This window comes from uncultured Phyllobacterium sp., assembly GCF_902479695.1.
In the GTDB taxonomy this organism is placed as follows: domain Bacteria; phylum Pseudomonadota; class Alphaproteobacteria; order Rhizobiales; family Rhizobiaceae; genus Phyllobacterium; species Phyllobacterium calauticae.
On the sequence record NZ_CABSQF010000023.1, the window covers coordinates 1 to 20,551 of the forward strand.

Below are 20,551 nucleotides of genomic sequence, written 5' to 3' on the forward strand. Positions count from 1 at the left end.
GTCCGTGCCCATCTCGCCCGAGCCGATCAGCCCGATGCGGATCGGACGGCCCGCATCCGCCCGCGCCTGCATGTCCCGCGCCAATCCCGTCAATGCTACATTGCTCGCCATACCAAAACGCTCCTCAAAAGACTTCCGATGCGATGCCGGAAACCATTCTTATCCTGCCACTCGAATATTGAACATTTGTATTTTAGTCAAGACCTATGTGCATTATAAGGATGATAACGATGATCCCGTAACTACTGCGTCGACCCATGGAACGCAGGCTTTGAAGAGAGATGGAAATGCCGCAAAACAGGTTCGATCTGATAGTTTTTGATTGCGATGGCGTGCTTGTGGACAGCGAACCGCTGGCGGAACTGGCCTATCACAACGTCTATGCCAGCCATGGAATGGACCTGCCCGCAGGCACCATTGCCCAGTGCGTCGGCATGAAGCAGGCCGATATCATCCGGCGAATCGGCGAGCTGACCGGCTTTCACCTGTCCGACGCGGGTGAGGCCGGGCTGTGGCCCGAGACAAAACAGGTCTTCAGCCAGTTCCTGCAGCCGACCGCCGGAATTGCCGCCCTGCTCGCGGACTTGCAAACGCCCCGCTGCGTTGCCTCGTCATCGTCGCTGGAACGCATTCACTTCAGCCTGAAAACCACGGACCTTGCCGGATATTTCGGCGAAGCGATCTACAGCTCGTCCATGGTCAAGCGCGGCAAGCCCGCCCCGGACCTGTTCCTGCATGCCGCGAGCGAGATGGGCCACGAACCATCGGCCTGCGTTGTCATCGAGGATTCGCCCTATGGTGTCGAAGGCGCCGTGGCGGCGGGCATGACGGCCATCGGCTATACCGGCGGCGGCCACACCTACACGGCCCACGCCCAGACCCTGCTCGACAAGGGTGCAAGCGCCGTCTTCGCCGACTGGAAGGACATTTCCTACTGGATGCGCGCCGCCAACGATTGACCGGCAGCGTGCACATACAAACAAAAAGGGTGCCTTTCGGCACCCTTTTCACCTGATCTCAAGCCAATCCTAGTTCTTCAGCTCGAACGTCACGTTGACCGTGACATTGTAGCTGTTCTCGCCGGCAGCCACCGGGACCGAATCGGATGCTTCGGCCGCCATCATCTTGGCGCGCGGTGCACCGCCATAGGGGCGCGGCTGGAACGTCTGTTCGCTGATCTCGATGACCTTGCCCATTTCAACGCCAGCCGCCGCCGTCAGGGTTTTCGCCTTGGCAATGGCATTGGCCACGGCCTTCTTGCGCGCTTCCTCGACAATTGCCTCCGGCTTGTCATTGGTGAATGTCAGGTTGCCGCCCTGGTTGACGCCCAATGTGACGGACTGATCGAGAATCTCGCCGACCTTCTTCAGGTCACGCACCCGCACGGACAGCGAATTGGAGACGGCATAGCCGACGATCTTCGGTGCCTGCGGCGGCTGGCCCTGCTTGTTGTCCGGATAGACATAGCGCGGATCGATATTGAAACCCGATGTCTGCAGGTCGCGCTCGGCGATTCCGGCCTTCTTCATCGCGTCGAGAACCTTGGCCATGGTCTCGTTGTTGGCGGTCAAAGCTTCCCGTGCGGTCGGCTTTTCCTGCAGCACGACGAGTGAAACGATAGCCATGTCAGGCGCGGCAGTGGCTTCGCCTTCCCCGGTCACCGTAATGCGCGGGCGCGGAGCTTCCTCTGCCATGGCAGCGAAAGGAACGGCCATCATTGCGGTTGCGGCAAAAGCCACGGCTAGAAATTTTGGTGTCATGGATGATCTCCCCAAGATGAAGTGACACAGCTGCGTCGCAGCCGATTATGGGCGCAATAGGGCGAAAGATACAACTTTCGCCCTACGCGTGCATTACGTGTGCGGATGAAATCAGCGGATGATCGGGCAGCCCGGTGCGCGGGCAAAGACAACCGCCGAGCGATGGCCATGGCGCCAGCCGGTGACGCGGACCGCATTGCGGTTCACAACCGCGCGCGGGTTGCGGATACCCATGCGGCTTGCCTTGTTCAGGGCCTGGTTGACGCTGCAGGCGCGGACGGGACGATAGCCGCCATGATAGCGGTGACCGTAGCGATGATCGACCTTGACGACATTGGACACCGGACCGGCGGCATCAGCCATGGACGATGCCAGCGGCGCTGCCGAGGCGGCACTCACGCCGAACACCGAACCGAGCCCGAGAGCAGCGGTCACAGCGAGCATCTTGATGGACATGCGGGACATGGGCGTTTCTCCTTTGTTGGTTGTTGCTCCGGACGGGAAAGTCCGGAAGGTGATCGTTTGTTCCACTATTCACCTGAACAAAGCTTCAACGCGCCGTTCATCTCCCGTTCAGTAGGACTAATTTTCCGAAGAAGACGATTCCGCCATCATCATATGGTCGAAATAATCTTCGTCCGTTTTCAGGTCATGATCATAGGCGGTGATCTTGCCGCGCACTGAAATGCCCGCCTCGTGCACGGTGTCCACGCTGCCCGAAACCAGCGGATGCCACCAGTACAGGTCTTTTCCCTCGTCGATCAGACGATAGCCGCAGGTATCGGGCAGCCAGTCCACCTCGCGCACGATCTCCGGGGTCAGGAAGACGCAATCGGGAACTTTCTTCTTGCGGTGCACATAGTCCGAACACTGGCAGGTCCCCGCATCGAGCAGGGTGCAGGCCACCGTGGTGAAATAGATTTCTTCCGTGTCTTCGTCCTCGAGCTTGTGCAGGCAGCAGCGGCCGCAGCCGTCACACAGGCTCTCCCACTCCGAGCGGTTCAGCTCGTCGAGCGTCTTGGTTTTCCAGAATGGTTCTTTGGGCATGCGTTGCAATACATCGACCGCAACGCCGCGTCCAGAGTTTTGCATGAACGCAAGATGAACGGTGCCTTCACATCGGATACAGGCGCGCCCGTGCAATCTTGCTGTAATCGGATTCAGGCAGGATCACACATGTACCGGTGTGAGGCTCAAGGAATCTGGTGAGAAGACCGCGACGGACAATCGGCTGCCACAAAGCTGGCACAACCTCCGGTCACAAACATTTGACGTGTTTCCAAGGAAGGAAACGCAAGACAGGGATGACAATGAAACGTACAGCGCTCTTTTTTGCTTCGACAGCAATCCTGTTCTCCTCGCCCTCGGCGATGGCGGAGCAGTCGCCTCTCCCTCGCCCCTACATCTCCTCCAACACCAATGAAGCACCGCTGCTGATGGCCCAGGCCGCAGCGGATCCGGCTGCAGAGCTGGCGAAGAAGCAGCAGGAAGAAGCGCAAAAGGCAGCGGAGCACGAAGCCGCCGCCCGCGCCGAAGAGGCAAAGCAACGCGCCGAAAAGGAGGCTGCTGCCGCCGCCCACGCCCAGCAACAGGCGGAGGAACAGGCCAAGAAGCGCGCCGACGAGGCTGCGCACGCCGCCGAAGCACAGGCAGCCGAACGCGCCCAGGAGGCCAAGCGTGCCGCCCAGGAAGAAGCGCAGAAGGCGGCCGAGCAGCAGAAGGCCGTAGAAGCCCAGGCCAAGCAGAAAGCGGCTGAAGAGGCGCAGGCTGCCAAGGCCGCCGAAAAGGCCGCCGCCCAGGAAGCCGAACAGGCCAAGCGCGCCACCCAGGCCGAGGCACAGAAAGCCGCCGAACAGCAGAAAGCCGTGGAAGCAGAGGCCAAGCAAAAGGCCGCCGCAGATGCGCAGGCTGCCAAGGCTGCTGCTGCGCAAGAGGCTGAACAGGCCAAGAAGGCTGCAGAAGACGAGACGCGCAAGAAGGCCGACGCCACGCAGAAGGCAGCCGACAAGGCCGCCAAGGAAGCCCCGGCCGCTGAACAGCCCGCCGAAAAGCCGGCACAGCCCAAGCCGCAGAAGCCCGCACCGGAGCAACCCGCTGCAGAAAAGCCTGCGCCCGTCACCGAACCGGCAGCGGCCGAAAAGCCAGCCAAACCCGTTGAAGCCCAGAAGCCGGCTGCCGAACAGCCTGCCACGGCAAAACCCGCTGCAGAAAAACCCGCGCCCGTCACCGAACCGGCAGCAGGCGAAAAGCCGGCCAAACCCGTCGAAGCCCAGAAGCCGGCTGCCGAACAGCCTGCCGCGGCAAAACCCGCTGCAGAAAAACCCGCGCCCGTCACCGAACCCGCAGCAGGCGAAAAGCCCGCAACCCCTGTCGAGGCTGGAAAGCCCGCACCGAAGGAACCATCGCCGCTGCCGGAAAATGCCGCGCCGGTGCTCGACAGCCAGAAACCCGCGCCGCCAGCCAAGGGCACGGGCGGCCAGGCCGCCGGCAAGCCGGCCGGTGCAACGCCGGTTGTCCAGCAGCCCGCCGTTCAGGCCCCGGCCACGCCGCCAGCACCGCCGCCGAAGAACGATGCGGACGTGCAGAAGGCGCTTGTCCCTGTCAGGATCGAGCCCATCCGCACCGAGGAAGGCACCCGCATCAAGCAGGCGCCGCGCGAGGAGCGCCCGGCCGACGTGCAGGTGATCAAGCAGATCGACAACCGCACGATTGTCGAAGTCAACAACAACATCTTCGTGGAAAGCTCCGACCGTCCGCGCATGTCGCGCGATGCGCAGGATGTCTATTACGAGAACCTGCCGCGCAACCGCACCCGCGAAACCATCGTGCGCGACAATGGCGTCCAGGTCGTCACGATCCGTAACCGCTATGGCGATGTGATCCAGCGGTCGCGCGTCATGCCCGACGGGCGTGAGGTTCTCCTGAGCTACACGCCGGATTACGACCGCGAGGAACGCTATCAGTGGCGCGATCCCGGCCTTGACCTGCCGCCGCTGGTGCTCGATATCCCGATTGCCGACTACATCCTCGATGCCGATCAGGTGCCGGAAGCCGACGTCTATGACTTCTTCTCCCGCCCGCCGGTGGAACGCGTCGAACGCATCTATTCGGTTGATGAGGTCAAGCGCTCGGCCCGTATCCGCGACAAGGTCCGCCGCATCGATCTGGACACCATCACCTTCAAGTTCGGTTCGGCTGATATCACCGAAGACCAGATCCCGCATCTCGACAGCGTTGCCAAGGCGATGGCCGAGATCCTGAAGAAGAACCCGGCGGAAACCTTCCTCATCGAAGGCCATACGGACGCCGTCGGTTCCGATCAGGCCAACCTCGTGCTGTCGGACAAGCGGGCGGAATCGGTTGCCCAGGCGCTGACCAATGTCTTCGGCATCCCGCCGGAAAACATGGCGACACAGGGCTACGGCGAACGCTACCTGAAGATCAAGACCGACGGTCCCGAACAGCAGAACCGCCGCGTCGCCATCCGCCGCATCACCCCGCTGGTGCAGCCGCTGGCCAGCAAATAGCCTGATCCGCAGGCCGTCATGCGAAAACCCGGACTTCGGTCCGGGTTTTTTGTGACGGCCGGTGGTTTTGTCTTGAGTTCGCCGTCCGCATCGCTATCTGATGCATGAGATCAATCGGACCCTGCTGTTTATGAAACGTATCGAAATATTCATCGAAAACATCATCCTGGCGTCGCGCTGGCTGCTTGTTGTTTTCTACCTTGGGCTTGCCGTTGCGCTTGCCATCTATGCCTTTTCCTTTGCCGGAAAGCTGCTGGATTTCGTCATGAAGGTGACGAGCCTCGACGAAACCGAAACGATCCTGAAAATGCTGGGATTGATCGATGCGGCGCTGGTCGCCAGCCTCGTGGTGATGGTCATCATCTCCGGCTATGAAAACTTCGTCAGCCGCTTTGACCAGGCCGACGACGTGCACTGGCTCGGCACGATCGATGCCGGTTCGCTCAAGATCAAGGTGGCATCGACCATCGTCGCCATCTCGTCGATCCATCTTCTGCAGGTGTTCCTCAACCTGACGAAATACACGACGGAACAGCTGACGTGGTTCACGGTGATCCACCTCGCCTTCGTCTTCTCCGCGCTGTTCCTTGCCTATATCGACAAGATCATGGCCAAGGACAAAGGCGGGAAGAAATCGAACGAGCCATCCATCTGAACCGAATGCAACAAAGAGCCCGGATTTTTCCGGGCTTTTTTCGTTTCCGGCCCGCGCCGTTCCGCCGATGGCTGGTCCCATAAAGCAAAACGGGATGGGTTTTCACCCATCCCGTTTGCATTTCCAACGCATTGTCTGCGGTTTAGCTGTCGAGGAAGCTGCGCAGCTTGCGCGAGCGGCTCGGATGCTTGAGCTTGCGCAGCGCCTTGGCTTCGATCTGCCGGATACGCTCACGCGTCACCGAGAACTGCTGGCCGACTTCTTCCAGCGTGTGGTCGGTGTTCATGCCGATGCCGAAGCGCATGCGCAGCACGCGTTCCTCGCGCGGGGTCAGCGAAGCGAGAACCCGGGTCGTCGTGTCGCGCAGATTGGCCTGAATGGCCGCATCGATCGGCAGGAGCGCATTCTTGTCCTCGATGAAATCGCCGAGATGTGAATCCTCTTCGTCACCGACCGGGGTTTCCAGCGAAATCGGTTCCTTGGCGATCTTCAGCACCTTGCGCACTTTTTCCAGCGGCATGGCCAGCTTTTCCGCCAGTTCTTCCGGCGTCGGTTCACGGCCGATTTCATGCAGCATCTGGCGCGATGTCCGGACGATCTTGTTGATCGTTTCGATCATGTGCACCGGAATACGGATGGTGCGCGCCTGATCGGCGATCGAACGGGTGATCGCCTGACGGATCCACCATGTCGCGTAGGTCGAGAACTTGTAGCCGCGGCGGTACTCGAACTTGTCGACCGCCTTCATCAGGCCGATATTGCCTTCCTGAATGAGATCGAGGAACTGCAGGCCGCGGTTCGTGTACTTCTTGGCGATGGAAATCACGAGACGCAGGTTTGCCTCGACCATTTCCTTCTTGGCAAGAGCCGCTTCGCGCTCGCCCTTCTGCACCTGATTGACGATGCGGCGGAATTCCGAAATCGAGATCGCAGTTTCCTGCGCCATGTTCTGGATTTCCGTACGCAGGTTCTTGATCGTGTCTTTTTCGTTCTTGGTGAACTCTTTCCAGCCGCGCGTGGTGAGGTTGGAAACGGCCTTCAGCCAGTTCGGGTCAAGCTCGTTGCCCTGATATTCCTTGAGGAAGTCCTCGCGGCGCACGCCATAGGATTCGGCAAGACGCAACAGACGGCCTTCATTCTGCACCAGACGCTTGTTGATGTCGTAAAGCTGGGCAACCAGTGCTTCGATGCGGTTCTGGTTCAGCGACAGCGACTTCACCGCCTTGATCAGCTGATCCTTCAGTTCCTTGTAGCGGCGTTCCTGGCTTGGTGACAGGGAACCGGAGGCAGCGAGGCGGTTTTCCACCTGCTGGTCCTGCAGCTTGCGCAGCTTCTTGTAGGTGTCGGCGATGACGTCGAGCGTTTCCATGACCTGCGGACGCAGCTCGGCTTCCATCGCGGCGAGCGACAGATTGGCTTCATCATCCTCGTCATCATCGTCTTCAACGGGCGTATCGCCGCCGACATTGGTGATGTCGTCGTCGTCGCGGCGGCTGCGCGAACGGTCATTGCCGGCGGCCGGCTTTTCTTCCTCGACCCGCTCGATCACCGGAGCCTGCTTGGCCTCGGGGCCGGCATAGGTGGTTTCAAGGTCGATGATTTCGCGCAGCAGAATCTGCGAGTCGTTCAAGGCATCGCGCCAGATGATGATGGCCTGGAAGGTCAGCGGGCTTTCGCACAGCCCTGAAATCATCGTCTCGCGCCCGGCCTCGATGCGCTTGGCGATGGCAATTTCGCCTTCGCGCGACAGAAGCTCGACGGTGCCCATCTCGCGCAAATACATGCGCACGGGGTCGTCGGTGCGGTCGGTCGGCTCTTTCTTGGTCGTGGTCGGTGCAACGGCGGTGCCGGTTGCGTCGGCAAGCTCGCGGGCATCGCTCTCGTCGTCGCTGTTGTCAGCTTCTTCGGCGTCCGCATCCTGCTCGTCATCTTCGACAACGTTGATACCCATGTCACTGAGCATGGCCATCGTGTCTTCGATCTGTTCGGAAGTGACCTCTTCGGACGGCAGAACGGCATTGAGCTCGTCCATCGTCACATAGCCGCGCTTTTTGGCGAGCTTGATCATCTTCTTGACAGCGTCATCGGAAAGGTCGAGAAGCGGTCCGTCCGGCGCGCCTTCGCGCTCGACTTCTACTTCTTCGTTTTCCTTTGCTTTCGTTGCCATATTCTATGTCTCCAAGCGACGTTTCGCTTTGTTCATGCATGGGAACTAACGAGTGCGGTGGCGCACCGGTTCCCCTGCAGCGTCAAGGTAATAAATGATCGACTAGCCGAAATCCCGTTAATGCCGGATTAACCTTGTTATTCCGATGGCGAGCACATTGTATATTTGCCGTATTTGCCGGTTTTTCAGCCAAACCTACAAACATCAACCCAATATTTTCAATTCCGCGCAATCTGATTCCGTCATTATTGACCCACGTCAACCCCGACTCAACTGATTCGCGGCAAAAAAGCGAATCAATTTCGTCAAAAACCCTTTCCGGACCGTCCGGAGGGGATTCCAAAGCCCTCGATCAGTGCTTCCGTCGCCTGGGCGTTGCGGATGTCGTTCTGAATATCGAGCAGCCGGTTGAGGTTTTCGTCGGTCGTTTCCGTCGCCAACGCGGTTTCAGCTACTTTCAGCTCTTTATGTAGTGTGCTTGCGCGCTGATGCAAGTGAACGGCCTGCCGCAATGCTTCCAGCGCATCCTCTTCCGCCGCTTCCGCCGTCGCCGTCCACATGCGGGCGCGCCGCACGAGGGCCTCGAGCGCTTCGATCAGCGTGCCGTGTCCGGCCTCGGCCATGGCCTTGCGCATTTCCAGCCCATCGACCACGTGGTGCTCGGCCATGGCATTGAGCATGGCGGAATGAAACCGCTTCAGGTCCGGGTGGCTGAATTCCAGCCGCACCACCGTTTCGAAATCCTCTTCGATCAGCCGGGGATGGTTGAACAGGGTCATCAGGATGGCAGTCTCGCGCAGGGGCGGCGCCGCCGACGTGGTCTTGACCAGCACCGAGCGGGCAAGACTGTCGGAAACGGCGAGCCGCCCCGAGGCCGCACCCCTGCCCCGCTGGCCGTAGCCGTTCTGGTTGCCATAGCCATTCTGGCCATTGCCACGCTGGTCGCCGTCGCGCCGATTGTTGTTGCTGCGCTGGTTCGAGCCGAAGAACTGCTGGATGCGGTCGCGCACATCCTGCGCATAGTGGCGGCGCACATTCTCGTCGGCAATCAGCGCCGTCATCTGCTTGAGCCGGGATTCCAGTTCGGCGCGCCGTTCCGGCGTGTCGAAAACCCCGCCGCTGGTCTCGCGCGTCCACAGCATGTCGGCCAATGGGCGGGCATCGTCCAACACCGCCTGAAACGCCTGCGGGCCGGAGGCCTTGACCAGGTCGTCCGGGTCCTTGCCTTCCGGCAGCACGGCAAAGCGCAGTGATCGCCCCGGCTTTAGCGCCGGCATGGCCAGATCGATGGCGCGGTAGGCCGCCTTGATCCCGGCCTGATCGCCGTCGAAACACAGGACCGGCTCCGGCGACATGCGCCAGAGCAAATCGAGCTGGTCTTCCGTCAGCGCCGTGCCGAGCGGCGCGACCGCCTGGCCAAAGCCCGCCTGCGCCAGCGCAATCACATCCATATAGCCTTCGACCGCGATAACGGCCTTGGCGGCCTGCCCCGCCTGCGGCTGCGCGGCCCGCCGGGCGCGCAGGGCGTTGAACAGCACCTTGCCCTTGTGAAACAGCTCGGTCTCGTTGGAATTGAGATATTTGGCCGGGGCATTGGGCGTCAGCGCCCGGCCGCCGAAAGCGATGACCCGCCCGCGCAGATCCTCGATCGGGAACATGATGCGGTCGCGGAAGCGGTCATAGGACACCGGCTTGTCATCGCCATAGACCACGAGGCCGCAGGCCTCGATCTGTTCGCGTGTCGCGCCTTTCAGCGCCAGATGCTCCTTCAGCGCATTGCGGCTCTCCGGCGAATAACCCAGCCGGTAGGCATGCTGGGTGGTTGCCGACAGGCCGCGATCGCGCAGGTAGGCCCGCGCCTTGGCGCCTGCCGCCGACTGCAGCTGCTCTTCGAAGAATTTCGTCGCCATGTCCATGACGTCATAAAGCGTGGCGCGCTTGGCCTCGCGCATTTCCATCTCGGCATCGCGCGCCGGCATGGGGATACCGGCCATATCTGCCACGCGCTGCACCGCCTCGGGAAAGCTCAGGCCCTCGAGTTCGGTGAGAAACTTGAAATGATCGCCCGTCACCCCGCAGCCGAAGCAGTGGTAGCGGCCCTTGCGGTCCTCGCAATGGAAACTCGGCGATTTCTCGCCATGGAACGGGCAGCACGCCCAGAAATCACCCTTCGGCGCGTTGGTTTTTTTCCGGTCGAACGACACCCGCGTGCCGATCACACTGGAAATCGGTACACGCTCCCTGATCTCATCGAGAAAGGATGGCGGAAATCGCATGCTGCTCTTCGTTCACTTCATCCGGCGATTCGGGGGTTCACGCCCTGAATGCCTCCATTTTCCACGGTTTCAACAGCTATCTGCAGAACCGGCTCCATATTGCATCATATCGGCGGGCGGTGAAAGGTCTGCAAGCCAGTCATCCCCCGCTCATCCTATCTTTTTGATTTAATTATCAGATCGCATATTGAAAAGCCGGCTCATCATTACCGGCACAGCCAAAGACTGTCATAAAACTGTTACACTTTGTCAAAAACGACATAATTTTTCTTAGCCGGAACATATTTTTTCCCCTTTTGGATTGATATGTTATCTTAATAATTGGCAACTAGAATTGGTCTGGTTGTATACCGCATTTTTCCACCTCGTTAGGATTGGCTCAAGTGAACGGTTCGACAGTTTTATTGCATCTCGCAGGTGCGGTGGCCCTTCTGCTGTGGGCCACGCGCATGGTTCGCACCGGTGTCGAGCGCGCCTATGGCGAACGCATGCGCCAGAGCCTGCGCGGCGTGCTGCACAATCCCGTCCTTGCCGTCCTCTGGGGCACGATGCTTTCCATCGCCCTGCAGAGTTCGACGGCCGTCAGCCTGCTCGTCGGCTCCTTCGTCGGCTCCGGCATTGTCAGCGGCATTTCCGGGCTGATGGCAGTGCGTGGAGCGGAGGTCGGCTCGGCGCTCGTCGTCCTGATCCTGAGCTTCGATCTGACCCTGCTGGTGCCTCTGTGCCTGCTCGCCGGCACCGTCATCTTCATGTCGACCGAGCGCGGCGACTGGCGCCAGATCGGCCGCATCCTTGTCGGCATCGGCCTTCTCGTGCTGTCGCTCGAGATGACCGGCCAGGCCACCGAGCCGCTGCGCAACAGCGACCTCCTGCCTGTCATCGTCAGCTATCTGAGCACCGACCCGGTCACCGCCTTCATGCTGGCGGCGCTGATGACCTGGCTGTTCCATTCCAGCATCGCGGCCATCCTGCTGCTGGTCACCTTTGCCTCGCGCGGGCTGATCGATCCGGAACTCGGCGTCGTCATGGTGTTCGGCGTCAATCTCGGCTCGTCCTTCATCGCACCGCTGCTGACCCGCAATGCCGCGCCGCAGGCCCGGATCGTGCCGATGGGCAACCTGCTGATGCGCGGCGCCGGTTCCCTTGTCATCCTCATCGCCTACCTCACCTTCAAGCCGTCGGTGGCCTTCCTCGGTGCGGCGCCGGCCGACCAGATCATTCATGCGCATATCCTTTTCAACATCATCATCCTGCTCGCCGGCGTGCCGCTGTCGGGCCTTGTCCTGAAGGCCACCAAGGCCATCGTCGCGCTCAATGCCCCGGCACCGCAGGCCCCGTCGCTGGAACAGGCCGAGCTCAGCGCGCTGGATGAAAGCGTGCTGGATGCACCGAGCCTTGCCCTTGCCAATGCCACCCGCGAGACCGTACGCGTCTGCGAAACCGTGGAAATCATGCTGCAGCGGATCATCGGTCTCTACGAGAATCCCGAGCAGGCGCGCATCGACGAATTGTCGGGCCTCGATGACAAGGTCGACCGCAAGCATGCCGCGATCAAGCTTTACCTGGCCAAGCTGACCACGCGCGCCCTGTCGCCGCAGGAAGTCAGCCGCGCCCAGGAACTGCTCGGCGCCTGCGTCAAGCTCGAACAGGTCGGCGACATCATCGTGCGCAACATGCTCGCGCTCGTGCAGAAGAAGATGGACCGCAAGCTGAAATTCACCGATGAGGGCTGGCTGGAACTCAGCAACTTCCACGCAAAGGTCCTGACCAATGCGCGCATGGCGTTCAACGTTCTGGTGTCGCGCGACAGCGAAATGGCGCACCAGCTGGTGCTGGAAAAGGATCTTCTGCGCGATCTGGAAAAGCAGAGCAGCCAGCGCCACTTCAGCCGCCTGCGCGAGGGGACGCTGCGCAGCCTGGAGACCAGCTCGATCCACCTCGATACCATCCGCGATCTGAAGCAGATCAACTCGCTGCTGGCCGCCATGGCCTATCCGGTGCTGGAGGAGCAGGGCCTGCTCAACACCACCCGCCTGCGCGCGCTGAACAACTGATTTATTGTTCTTCATCCCCCTCTGGGCTGCCGGACAGAGGGGGATGAAAAGTAATTGGGCTGAAACTTATCCACCACATCCCAACCCGAGATATTCTCATCCCTGTCCTTTCCGGCGGGAATGCTTCCGGAAACCTTCGCAAGTCGGGAAAGGACCGGCACTTCGTTCCGCAGGAAAAACCTGCGGGATGAGGAGGTTGCGCTGAGGCTGTGCGCGTTTCCGATGAGGAAACAAGGCAGAACAGGCAAGACCTGAAATCGCCGGGGCGGGTGGTCCCAGGATCGCAAGCATCGCATACCAGAATACCCCAAGACCCGCGTTCCCAGGGACCGCCCGTCATTCCTACCTTTCAACGGCCAGACGCGAAAGCGGGCGTGGCGACGGGAAAGCACAGCAAGCCGTTCAGCAGGTCCTTGATGCCTTCCACCGCCCGCCGCGATGTCGCTTCCGGTTCGGGTGAATTGGCGATCCACGACGCCGCATGCAGCAGGGCGCCGTTGAGCAAGCGTGCCAGCGCCTCGGGATCGCCCGGCCGTATGATGCCGTCCTCGCTCAAGCGCTTCAGGTTGGCCGACATGGAAAGAATGCACTTGTTCTGGTTGGGCCATGTGGCGGGGTCGCCGAGCACAGATGGGCCGTCGCGCAGCACGATGCGCTGGATTTCCGGCTCCAGCGCCATCTCCAGATAGGCGGTGCATTCGTCGACAAACCCCTTCCACTGACTCTGCGACCGGCTGGAGACGGCAAGCAAGCGCGCATCCATTTCCGCATCGATCTCGGCAACAACCGCTTCAAGCAGGCCCTTCTTGTCGCCAAAATGATGATACAGGGCGCCGCGCGTCAGGCCGACAGCCGATGTGAAGTCATCCATGGACGCATCGGCATAGCCCACCGTGCCAAAAGCCTTTCGCGCGGCGGCAACCAGCTTGGCCCGCGTTTGCGCAATCATTTCAGACCGGGGTCTGTGCATCCCGTGAATTCCCTTCGCATACGCTGCGTATATTAATTGACATACGCCGCGTATGCAACTATTACATCGACATACGTCTCGTATGTCATTATATGCCTGCTGCACAAGGGAATGTTCATCATGACCAATCCATATCGGGACATCTTCAAGGCGCCTGGCAGTTTCGCCTTCTCCGCCTCCGGCCTGATCGCACGCCTGCCCGTTTCGATGATCACGCTCGGCATCGTCACCATGCTTTCGCAGACCCACGGCACCTATTGGCTGGCCGGAGCCGTTTCGGCCGCCTTTGCCCTGTCCAATGCCTTGATCGCCCCGCAAATCTCGCGCCTGATCGACCGCTACGGACAGCGCCGCGTTCTTCCGCCCGTTACGGTCATCACGGTGTTTGCACTGACGGCGCTGATGCTGTCGGCGCGCTACGGCGCATCGAGCTGGATGCTGTTTCTGTTCGCCATATCGGCCGGCTTCATGCCCAGCATATCCGCCATGGTGCGGGCACGCTGGACCGCGATCTATCGCGACACGCCAAAACTTCACACCGCCTTTGCGCTGGAATCAGTTGTTGATGAAATTGTCTACATGGTCGGGCCGATCGTCTCGATCGGACTGAGCGTTGCGCTCTTTCCGGAAGCCGGTCCGCTGGCGGCGACGCTGTTCCTAACCGTCGGCACGCTGCTGTTCGTTGCCCAGAGATCGACGGAACCACCTGTTCATGCGCAGGACAGAAGCAGGGGAACATCGGTCATTCGCCTGCGCCCGCTGCAGTGGATCGTGCTGACGTTGGTAGCCATAGGCGCCATTTTCGGCACCGCCGAGGTGACGGCCATCGCCTTTGCGGGGGAACAGGGCCAGAAGGCGGCGGCCAGCGTCGTTCTGGCCAGCTATGCCGCCGGATCGCTGATCATCGGCCTTGTCTTTGGCACGCTCAAGTTCAGGCGGCCGCTGGCAACACAGTTCCTTTATGCCATCGCGCTGGCCATGCTGACGACTCTGCCCCTGCTTTTCGTGACCAGTATCCCGATTCTTGCGGTGATCCTGTTCCTGGCCGGTGCTGCCGTGTCACCCACCATCATCATCTCCATGGGGCTGATCGAGCGCCTCGTGCCGCCGTCCAAACTCACCGAGGGCATCACATGGGCAATGACGGGTATCGGCATCGGAATGGCGTTGGGCTCATCCCTGTCCGGACTGGTGATCGACGCCTACGGCGCCCGGTCCGGGTTCTGCGTCTCCATCGGTGCCGGACTGGCCGCCCTCATGGTCGCCGTGATGGTGTACCGCAACGCCCGGATGTCGGACCCCGCACCAATGGAAACGGCCGTTTCAGCGCAGTGCTGAAACGGCGGCTGCACATCCGGCACCAGTTTGTGTAACCGGCAGCTTACTGCAGGATTTCCTTGACGATGCCGCTGGCCTTGGTGAAGTCCATCTGGCCGGCGTATTTTTCCTTCAGGGCATTCATGCACTTGCCCATGTCGCGCAGTCCGCCCGCGCCGATTTCCTCAATAACCTGCGAGCAGGCCTGGCGGATATCCTCGTCGCCCAGCTGCTTGGGCAGGAAACCCCGGATGATCTCGATCTCGCTGCGCTCCTGCTCGGCAAGTTCAAGCCGGTTGCCGTCCTCGTAAAGCTTGGCGGATTCCTCGCGCTGCTTGATCATCTTGGCCAGAATCGCGCTGATCTCGTCGCCCGTGACCGGGTCCTTGCCCGATCCGCGATTGAGAATATCCCGATCCTGAATGGCGGCCATGATCAGGCGCAGCGTGGAGACGCGGCGCTTGTCCTGTGCCTTGATGGCGGTTGTCAGTGCCCCGGCGATGGTATCGCGCATGGCTTTACTCTCCTGTTGTCCGCGCAGCCTACCGGCGGGTCCGAACGAAATCAATCATCGCGGCGGACCGGTTCGACACCGATTTCCACGAAGAGTTGTCGTGTCGCAATTGACCGGAAGCGCGGTTTTCTCTAAGGTCCGTGACCTAGCCAGACATTTTGGGTTGTTGCAGCGGTGGTAAGGTCAATCGACCACCGCGTTCAGCCATGTCATATGGAATATCGAACGGCATTTTTCAATGCCCAATGAAGAACGACGACGCAAGCCCACGCAGGAGTGCCGCATGACCGCCCCGATAACGACAGACGCAGGTGCAAAGACCGCAGCCTGGACAGAATTCAAGCCGACAGCGGTGCTGGTTCTGGCCGATGGAACGGTGATCGAGGGCAAGGGACTGGGCGCGACCGGCGCCTGCGAGGCGGAAGTCTGCTTCAACACCGCGCTGACCGGCTACGAGGAAATCCTCACCGACCCCTCCTATGCCGGCCAGATCGTCACCTTCACCTTCCCCCATATCGGCAATGTCGGCACCAACCGGGAAGACATCGAAGACCTGACCCCGGCCAACCGCGCCGGTGCCGTCGGCGCCATCTTCAAGGCCGACATCACGGCGCCCTCGAGCTACCGCGCCGCCGAACATCTCGACGATTGGCTGAAGGCGCGCGGCGTGATCGCGCTTGCCGGCGTCGATACCCGTGCGCTCACCGCCCTCATCCGCGAAAAGGGCATGCCCAATGGCGTCATCGCCCACGACCCTGACGGGAATTTCGACATCCCTGCCCTGACCAAACGCGCTGCGGCCTGGCACGGCCTGCTCGACCTCGATCTGGCCAAGGACGTCACATCGGGCCAAAGCTCGGTCTGGACCGAGAAGCCATGGGTGTGGAACGAGGGTTTTGACGAGCAGACCGCGCCGGAATTCCACGTGGTTGCCATCGATTACGGCATCAAGCGCAACATCCTGCGCCTCATCGCCGGGCTCGGCGCCAAGGTCACCATCGTTCCGGCCACGGCGACGGCCGACGACGTGCTTGCCCACAAGCCCGACGGCATTTTCCTGTCGAACGGCCCCGGCGATCCCGCTGCCACAGGCAAATATGCGGTTCCGGCCATCCAGGACCTGATCAAGACCGACATTCCCGTCTTCGGCATCTGCCTCGGTCACCAGATGCTGGCGCTGGCGCTCGGCGGCGGCACCAAGAAGATGCATCAGGGCCATCACGGCGCCAATCATCCGGTGCGCGACGACACCACCGGCAAGGTCGAGATCGTTTCGATGAACCACGGCTTTGCCGTCGATGCGGATTCACTGCCCGATGGCGTGGAAGAAACCCACGTGTCGCTGTTCGACGGCAGCAATTGCGGTCTGCGCGTCACCGGCAAGGCCATCTTCTCGGTGCAGCACCATCCGGAAGCCTCGCCCGGCCCGCAGGACTCGCACTACCTGTTCCGCCGGTTCGCCAATCTGATCCGCGCCCGTCAGGGCCTTGCGCCGCTGCCCGAGCGCGATCAGGCCGCCTGATCAGGCCACATCCCGGCCGGCACTGGCTTTCAGGATGGCAAACCACTGCTGGCGCTCGAGCGTGATATCGAGCGCCGCCACCATTTTCGCCAGGCGCTCCCGCTTCAGGCTGCCGAGCACGGGAACCAGCCGCGCCGGATGGCGCAGCAGCCAGGCAATGGCAATCGCCGAGATATCGTCAACACCAAGCTCTCCCCCCACTGCCTGCAACGCGGCACGCACGCGCTGCTCCTGCTCGCCCGTGCCGGTAAACAGGCTGCCGCCGCCGAGCGGTGACCAGATCATCGGCGCATAGCGCAGGCGCTGGGCGTGATCGAGGCTGCCGTCGGTGAGCGGCCCGGTGGCGGTCACCGACATCTCGATCTGGTTGGTCACCACGGGAAACGGCAGGCGCGATGCCAGCAGATCGATCTGCGGCGGCGTGAAATTCGACACGCCGATGGCGCGCACCTTTCCGGCCTTCACAACCGCCTGCAATCCCGCCGCCGTGTCATCCGCATCCATCAGCGGATCGGGGCGGTGCAGCAGCAGCACATCGATATAATCGGTCCTGAGGTTCTGCAGCGAACGGTCGACGGACGCCTTGATATGCGTCGCGCTGGTATCGTAGTGCTTCACCCGGTTTTCCGGGCGCTGGTCCGATGTCAGCATGATATCGCATTTGGTGATCAGCTCGATCGACTGGCGCTTGCCGCTCCAGCCGGCAAGACCGGCGCCGAACGCCGCCTCGACACCATAATTGCCGTAGATATCGGCGTGGTCGAAACTGGTCAGGCCAAGCGCAATCGCCTCGTCGATCAGGCGCGCCACCTCGGCCGGCGCCGGCTTTGCGCCCTGGTCGAGCAGCCGCCACACACCCAGCACCAGCCGGGACAGCGACAGACCTTCGGAATTGAGCGGGATACGGTTTTGGGCGGACATGGGAAACCTCATTTCGGCAGGTGGGACACGTTGCATAGCGCAAAGGGAAAGCCAATCAAATAGCTGCCGCCTGTTCCAGCGGCTCATGCGCGGCAATGCCAGGTTTTTCCACCCGCTGGACAAAGACGGCGACGGCGATCACCACGAAGAGCCCGCCGAGCACATAGGGGGCGCCGCCGAAGGCGACCGATGCCGCCGGCGCGGTGAACATCGCAAAGATCTGGGTAAAAATCAGCGGACCGATCACATTGGTGATGCTGAACAGACTGGTCATCGCGCCCTGCAATTCGCCCTGCTCCGACGGCGGAACCTTGGCGGCGGCGATGCTGCGCATGGCTGGATCCGCCAGGCTTTCCAGGCAGGTCGCGACGATGACCGCATAGACCATCCAGCCCTGCCACGCCGCGGCATAGCCGAAGAAACCGAGCGCCGTGAAAACCAGCCCGATCACTGCCGTGCGCCACTCGCCGAAGCGGGCGACGACGCGCGGCAGGATGAAACCCATGACCAGCGCGCCGCCCATGCCGAACACGCCGAGCGACAGGCCGATATCCCGCTGGTTCCAGTCATAGCGATAGGCGCTGACGAACGACCACACCGAGGGATAGGCCATGTGGCCAAGGGTGAGCATGAAGAAGACGAGACCGATCCACAGAATCCCACGGTGGCCGCGCATCTGTTTGAGAGCGCCGAGCGGATTGGCGCGCTTCCAGTCGAACGTCCGGCGGTTCTTCGTTTCAAGCGTTTCCGGCAGGAAGAAATAGGCCACGAGAAAATTCAGGAAGGCGATCAGCGCCGCACCGAAGAACGGCACGCGCGGACCGAACTCGCCGAGCAGGCCGCCGATGATCGGACCGAGGATAAAGCCGACGCCGAAGGCAATGCCGAGAAGGCCGAAATTCTTGGCGCGGTTCTCGTCCGTGCTGACATCGGCGATATAGGCGGAGGCGGTGGAAAAGCTCGCGCCGCTGATGCCCGCCAGCACGCGGCCGATGAACAGCATGCCGAAACTCGTTGCGAGCGCGCAGATCAGATTGTCGATGGCAAAGGTGAACACCGAGGCAAGGAGCACCGGACGGCGGCCGAAACGGTCGCTCAGATTGCCGATCAGCGGGGCAAAAACGAACTGCATGGCGGCATAGACGAACAGCAGCCAGCCACCATCTATGGCCGCGTGACTGACATCCGATCCCGTCAGCTGTTCGAGATAAGCCGGCATGACCGGCACGATGATCGCGATGCCGATGACATCCATAAGGAGCATGACAAAGACAAGAGTCAGCCCGCGCTTGGCAAGGACAGGATCAATCATCGAAACTCACTTTTGGCGTTCCGGAACGAAATTGATCCGGAAAATGCTCATAATCGATTTTCACGAGCGAAACAATACGTGAACATGATCAGAAAATCGGGGAAAATGCTTGCCGATTATGCTCTGGAAACAATATCTCCTGACATATGCTGCCACATCCCTACCTGGCATAACGGGTCGGCAGGGCGGTGGTTGCCTTCAGCGTCTCCATGGAAACCGAAGCGGATATGTCGAAAAACTCGACCTTTTCCACCAGCGCCTTGTAGATGCCGTCATAGGCTTCGACGCGCGGGAGAACGAGCTTGAGAATATAGTCGAAGGTGCCGGTCATCCGGTGCACTTCGACGATTTCAGGGATATCGATGATCGCGGCGCGGAACTGCTCCAGCCAGTCGGCGGAATGGCGCGCGGTGCGGACAATGACGAACATCGTCGTCGGCAGCCCCATCACCGGCCGGTCGAGCAGAACGACGCGGCGGGCGATATAGCCCTCTTCCTCCAGACGCTGGATGCGGCGGGAACAGGCGGAGACGGACAGGCTGACCCGGTCGGCCAGATCCGATACGGCGATGGACGAATCTGCTTGCAGCAAATCCAGGATTTTCCGGTCACGATGGTCGAGCATATCCATTCCCGCGCAATATTTCGGCGTTGCAGCCGGAATATACGCCAATCTTTTGCAGGGAGACAGGTTTATTCCGCAAACTTTGCGAACCGTTCGCGCGGCATCTGAATTATTATTCCCGCAATGACTTCAATGGGAGAACGAAAATGCGCACGATTGGGCTGATTGGCGGTATGAGCTGGGAAAGCACGGCCGTCTATTACCGGCAGATCAACGAAGCCGTCCGCGCCCGGCTGGGCGGCCTTGCCTCCGCCAAGGTGGCCTTGCAGTCGCTGGATTTCTCCGAAGTCGTCGCCCTGCAGAAAAGCAATCGCTGGGACGATGCCGCGGCGCTTTTGTCGGATGCGGCCAAGCGGCTTGAAGCGGCCGGCGCCGACTGCGTTCTCATCTGCACCAACACCATGCATCTCGTTGCCAACGAGGTTGCAGGTTCCGTCAGCATTCCGCTGATCGACATCCGGCAGGAAACCGGCCGGGTGCTTGCCGCCGCCGGCATGCAACGCCCGCTGCTGCTGGCGACGCGCTACACCATGGAACACGGGTTTTATGCCGACTATATGCGCGATGCATTCGGCATCGAGGTTATGGTTCCCAATGAAATCGACCGGGCAAAAGTCCACGCGGTGATCTTTGACGAACTCTGCTGCGGCATCGTGAAGGAAGAGTCCCGCCAGGCGCTAGAAAAGATCATCGTGCGCGGCAAGGAAGCCGGAGCCGACTGCGTCATTCTCGGCTGCACCGAAATCTGCCTCTCCCTCACCGACGACAATGTCGCCCTGCCGGTGTTCGATTCGACCACGATCCATTCCGAGGCCGCCGTATCGCTGGCGCTGGGACGGGATTTCACGGATCAGCAGACCGCCGTTTAGCCTCTTGTGATTTCAGGCTTGCAGGTGCGTGGTTCGACAAGCTCACCATGAGGGAGATGGGT

At 61.0% G+C, this 20,551-nt stretch carries 17 protein-coding genes; 7 read left to right on the forward strand and 10 right to left on the reverse strand.

Annotated features, from left to right (window positions below; translation table 11 throughout):
• Nucleotides 1–287 precede the first annotated feature (287 nt).
• Nucleotides 288–959 (forward strand): HAD family phosphatase, encoded by a 672-nt coding sequence (locus RDL77_RS14845; protein ID WP_223612643.1) that lies wholly within the window; start codon nucleotides 288–290, stop codon nucleotides 957–959.
• A 69-nt stretch (nucleotides 960–1,028) separates the two neighbouring features.
• Here the strand turns inward: RDL77_RS14845 and RDL77_RS14850 are convergent, their stop codons facing one another.
• From RDL77_RS14850 to RDL77_RS14860, 3 genes are all read right to left on the reverse strand, one after another.
• Nucleotides 1,029–1,760: an SIMPL domain-containing protein gene (locus RDL77_RS14850; RefSeq protein ID WP_374042723.1), complete on the reverse strand. Its 732-nt coding sequence runs from the start codon at nucleotides 1,758–1,760 to the stop codon at nucleotides 1,029–1,031.
• Between the two features lie 111 nt (nucleotides 1,761–1,871).
• Nucleotides 1,872–2,225 carry an antifreeze protein gene (locus RDL77_RS14855; RefSeq protein ID WP_288193541.1) on the reverse strand — a complete coding sequence of 118 codons (354 nt, stop codon included), beginning with the start codon at nucleotides 2,223–2,225 and terminating at the stop codon, nucleotides 1,872–1,874.
• Nucleotides 2,226–2,342: 117 nt separating this feature from the next.
• Nucleotides 2,343–2,807 (reverse strand): YcgN family cysteine cluster protein, encoded by a 465-nt coding sequence (locus RDL77_RS14860; protein WP_223612641.1) that lies wholly within the window; start codon nucleotides 2,805–2,807, stop codon nucleotides 2,343–2,345.
• A gap of 263 nt (nucleotides 2,808–3,070) precedes the next feature.
• Here RDL77_RS14860 and RDL77_RS14865 point away from each other — a divergent pair, with 263 nt between their 5' ends.
• Nucleotides 3,071–5,287, forward strand: coding sequence for an OmpA family protein (locus tag RDL77_RS14865; RefSeq protein WP_288193542.1), 2,217 nt, complete (start codon nucleotides 3,071–3,073; stop codon nucleotides 5,285–5,287).
• 130 nt (nucleotides 5,288–5,417) lie between these two features.
• Nucleotides 5,418–5,942, forward strand: a complete 525-nt coding sequence (locus RDL77_RS14870) for a TIGR00645 family protein (protein ID WP_223612639.1) — start codon at nucleotides 5,418–5,420, stop codon at nucleotides 5,940–5,942.
• Between the two features lie 142 nt (nucleotides 5,943–6,084).
• On the opposite strand, the gene rpoD is transcribed toward RDL77_RS14870, so the two are convergent.
• Both rpoD and dnaG read right to left on the reverse strand, forming a co-directional pair.
• Nucleotides 6,085–8,109: an RNA polymerase sigma factor RpoD gene (rpoD, locus tag RDL77_RS14875; RefSeq protein WP_105732097.1), complete on the reverse strand. Its 2,025-nt coding sequence runs from the start codon at nucleotides 8,107–8,109 to the stop codon at nucleotides 6,085–6,087.
• A gap of 305 nt (nucleotides 8,110–8,414) precedes the next feature.
• Complete coding sequence (gene dnaG, locus RDL77_RS14880) at nucleotides 8,415–10,385, reverse strand: DNA primase (protein WP_288193543.1); 1,971 nt, start codon at nucleotides 10,383–10,385, stop codon at nucleotides 8,415–8,417.
• Between the two features lie 383 nt (nucleotides 10,386–10,768).
• On the opposite strand from dnaG, the gene RDL77_RS14885 reads away from it, so the two are divergent.
• A complete protein-coding gene (locus RDL77_RS14885; RefSeq protein WP_288193545.1) occupies nucleotides 10,769–12,439 on the forward strand; it encodes a Na/Pi cotransporter family protein in 1,671 nt (556 codons plus the stop codon).
• Nucleotides 12,440–12,788: 349 nt separating this feature from the next.
• Here the strand turns inward: RDL77_RS14885 and RDL77_RS14890 are convergent, their stop codons facing one another.
• Complete coding sequence (locus RDL77_RS14890) at nucleotides 12,789–13,409, reverse strand: TetR/AcrR family transcriptional regulator (protein ID WP_223612636.1); 621 nt, start codon at nucleotides 13,407–13,409, stop codon at nucleotides 12,789–12,791.
• 120 nt (nucleotides 13,410–13,529) lie between these two features.
• Between RDL77_RS14890 and RDL77_RS14895 the strand changes: the two genes are divergently transcribed.
• Nucleotides 13,530–14,747, forward strand: coding sequence for an MFS transporter (locus RDL77_RS14895; RefSeq protein ID WP_288193547.1), 1,218 nt, complete (start codon nucleotides 13,530–13,532; stop codon nucleotides 14,745–14,747).
• 43 nt (nucleotides 14,748–14,790) lie between these two features.
• Here the strand turns inward: RDL77_RS14895 and RDL77_RS14900 are convergent, their stop codons facing one another.
• Entirely contained in the window at nucleotides 14,791–15,240 is a 450-nt protein-coding gene (locus tag RDL77_RS14900; RefSeq protein ID WP_223612634.1) for a GatB/YqeY domain-containing protein, read from the reverse strand.
• 283 nt (nucleotides 15,241–15,523) lie between these two features.
• Between RDL77_RS14900 and carA the strand changes: the two genes are divergently transcribed.
• A complete protein-coding gene (gene carA / locus RDL77_RS14905; protein ID WP_288193548.1) occupies nucleotides 15,524–16,762 on the forward strand; it encodes a glutamine-hydrolyzing carbamoyl-phosphate synthase small subunit in 1,239 nt (412 codons plus the stop codon).
• Here carA and RDL77_RS14910 read toward each other — a convergent pair whose 3' ends face one another.
• The 3 genes from RDL77_RS14910 to RDL77_RS14920 all read right to left on the reverse strand — a co-directional run bounded on the left by RDL77_RS14910 (nucleotide 16,763) and on the right by RDL77_RS14920 (nucleotide 19,620).
• Complete coding sequence (locus RDL77_RS14910) at nucleotides 16,763–17,683, reverse strand: aldo/keto reductase family oxidoreductase (protein WP_288193549.1); 921 nt, start codon at nucleotides 17,681–17,683, stop codon at nucleotides 16,763–16,765.
• Between the two features lie 55 nt (nucleotides 17,684–17,738).
• Nucleotides 17,739–18,995 carry a TCR/Tet family MFS transporter gene (locus tag RDL77_RS14915; RefSeq protein ID WP_288193550.1) on the reverse strand — a complete coding sequence of 419 codons (1,257 nt, stop codon included), beginning with the start codon at nucleotides 18,993–18,995 and terminating at the stop codon, nucleotides 17,739–17,741.
• 160 nt (nucleotides 18,996–19,155) lie between these two features.
• On the reverse strand, nucleotides 19,156–19,620 hold the full coding sequence (locus RDL77_RS14920) for an Lrp/AsnC family transcriptional regulator (RefSeq protein ID WP_223612630.1): 465 nt from the start codon (nucleotides 19,618–19,620) through the stop codon (nucleotides 19,156–19,158).
• 146 nt (nucleotides 19,621–19,766) lie between these two features.
• Between RDL77_RS14920 and RDL77_RS14925 the strand changes: the two genes are divergently transcribed.
• Nucleotides 19,767–20,489 carry an aspartate/glutamate racemase family protein gene (locus RDL77_RS14925; protein ID WP_288193552.1) on the forward strand — a complete coding sequence of 241 codons (723 nt, stop codon included), beginning with the start codon at nucleotides 19,767–19,769 and terminating at the stop codon, nucleotides 20,487–20,489.
• Nucleotides 20,490–20,551: the final 62 nt, after the last annotated feature.

What these genes read in the sequence shown, in the direction of transcription:
- RDL77_RS14845 (WP_223612643.1), top strand. Translation starts at nt 288, where the DNA reads ATGCCGCAAAACAGGTTCGATCTGATAGTTTTTGATTGCGATGGCGTG.
- RDL77_RS14850 (WP_374042723.1), bottom strand. Translation starts at nt 1,760, where the DNA reads ATGACACCAAAATTTCTAGCCGTGGCTTTTGCCGCAACCGCAATGATG.
- RDL77_RS14855 (WP_288193541.1), bottom strand. Translation starts at nt 2,225, where the DNA reads ATGTCCCGCATGTCCATCAAGATGCTCGCTGTGACCGCTGCTCTCGGG.
- RDL77_RS14860 (WP_223612641.1), bottom strand. Translation starts at nt 2,807, where the DNA reads ATGCCCAAAGAACCATTCTGGAAAACCAAGACGCTCGACGAGCTGAAC.
- RDL77_RS14865 (WP_288193542.1), top strand. Translation starts at nt 3,071, where the DNA reads ATGAAACGTACAGCGCTCTTTTTTGCTTCGACAGCAATCCTGTTCTCC.
- RDL77_RS14870 (WP_223612639.1), top strand. Translation starts at nt 5,418, where the DNA reads ATGAAACGTATCGAAATATTCATCGAAAACATCATCCTGGCGTCGCGC.
- rpoD (WP_105732097.1), bottom strand. Translation starts at nt 8,109, where the DNA reads ATGGCAACGAAAGCAAAGGAAAACGAAGAAGTAGAAGTCGAGCGCGAA.
- dnaG (WP_288193543.1), bottom strand. Translation starts at nt 10,385, where the DNA reads ATGCGATTTCCGCCATCCTTTCTCGATGAGATCAGGGAGCGTGTACCG.
- RDL77_RS14890 (WP_223612636.1), bottom strand. Translation starts at nt 13,409, where the DNA reads ATGCACAGACCCCGGTCTGAAATGATTGCGCAAACGCGGGCCAAGCTG.
- RDL77_RS14895 (WP_288193547.1), top strand. Translation starts at nt 13,530, where the DNA reads ATGACCAATCCATATCGGGACATCTTCAAGGCGCCTGGCAGTTTCGCC.
- RDL77_RS14900 (WP_223612634.1), bottom strand. Translation starts at nt 15,240, where the DNA reads ATGCGCGATACCATCGCCGGGGCACTGACAACCGCCATCAAGGCACAG.
- carA (WP_288193548.1), top strand. Translation starts at nt 15,524, where the DNA reads ATGACCGCCCCGATAACGACAGACGCAGGTGCAAAGACCGCAGCCTGG.
- RDL77_RS14910 (WP_288193549.1), bottom strand. Translation starts at nt 17,683, where the DNA reads ATGTCCGCCCAAAACCGTATCCCGCTCAATTCCGAAGGTCTGTCGCTG.
- RDL77_RS14915 (WP_288193550.1), bottom strand. Translation starts at nt 18,995, where the DNA reads ATGATTGATCCTGTCCTTGCCAAGCGCGGGCTGACTCTTGTCTTTGTC.
- RDL77_RS14920 (WP_223612630.1), bottom strand. Translation starts at nt 19,620, where the DNA reads ATGCTCGACCATCGTGACCGGAAAATCCTGGATTTGCTGCAAGCAGAT.
- RDL77_RS14925 (WP_288193552.1), top strand. Translation starts at nt 19,767, where the DNA reads ATGCGCACGATTGGGCTGATTGGCGGTATGAGCTGGGAAAGCACGGCC.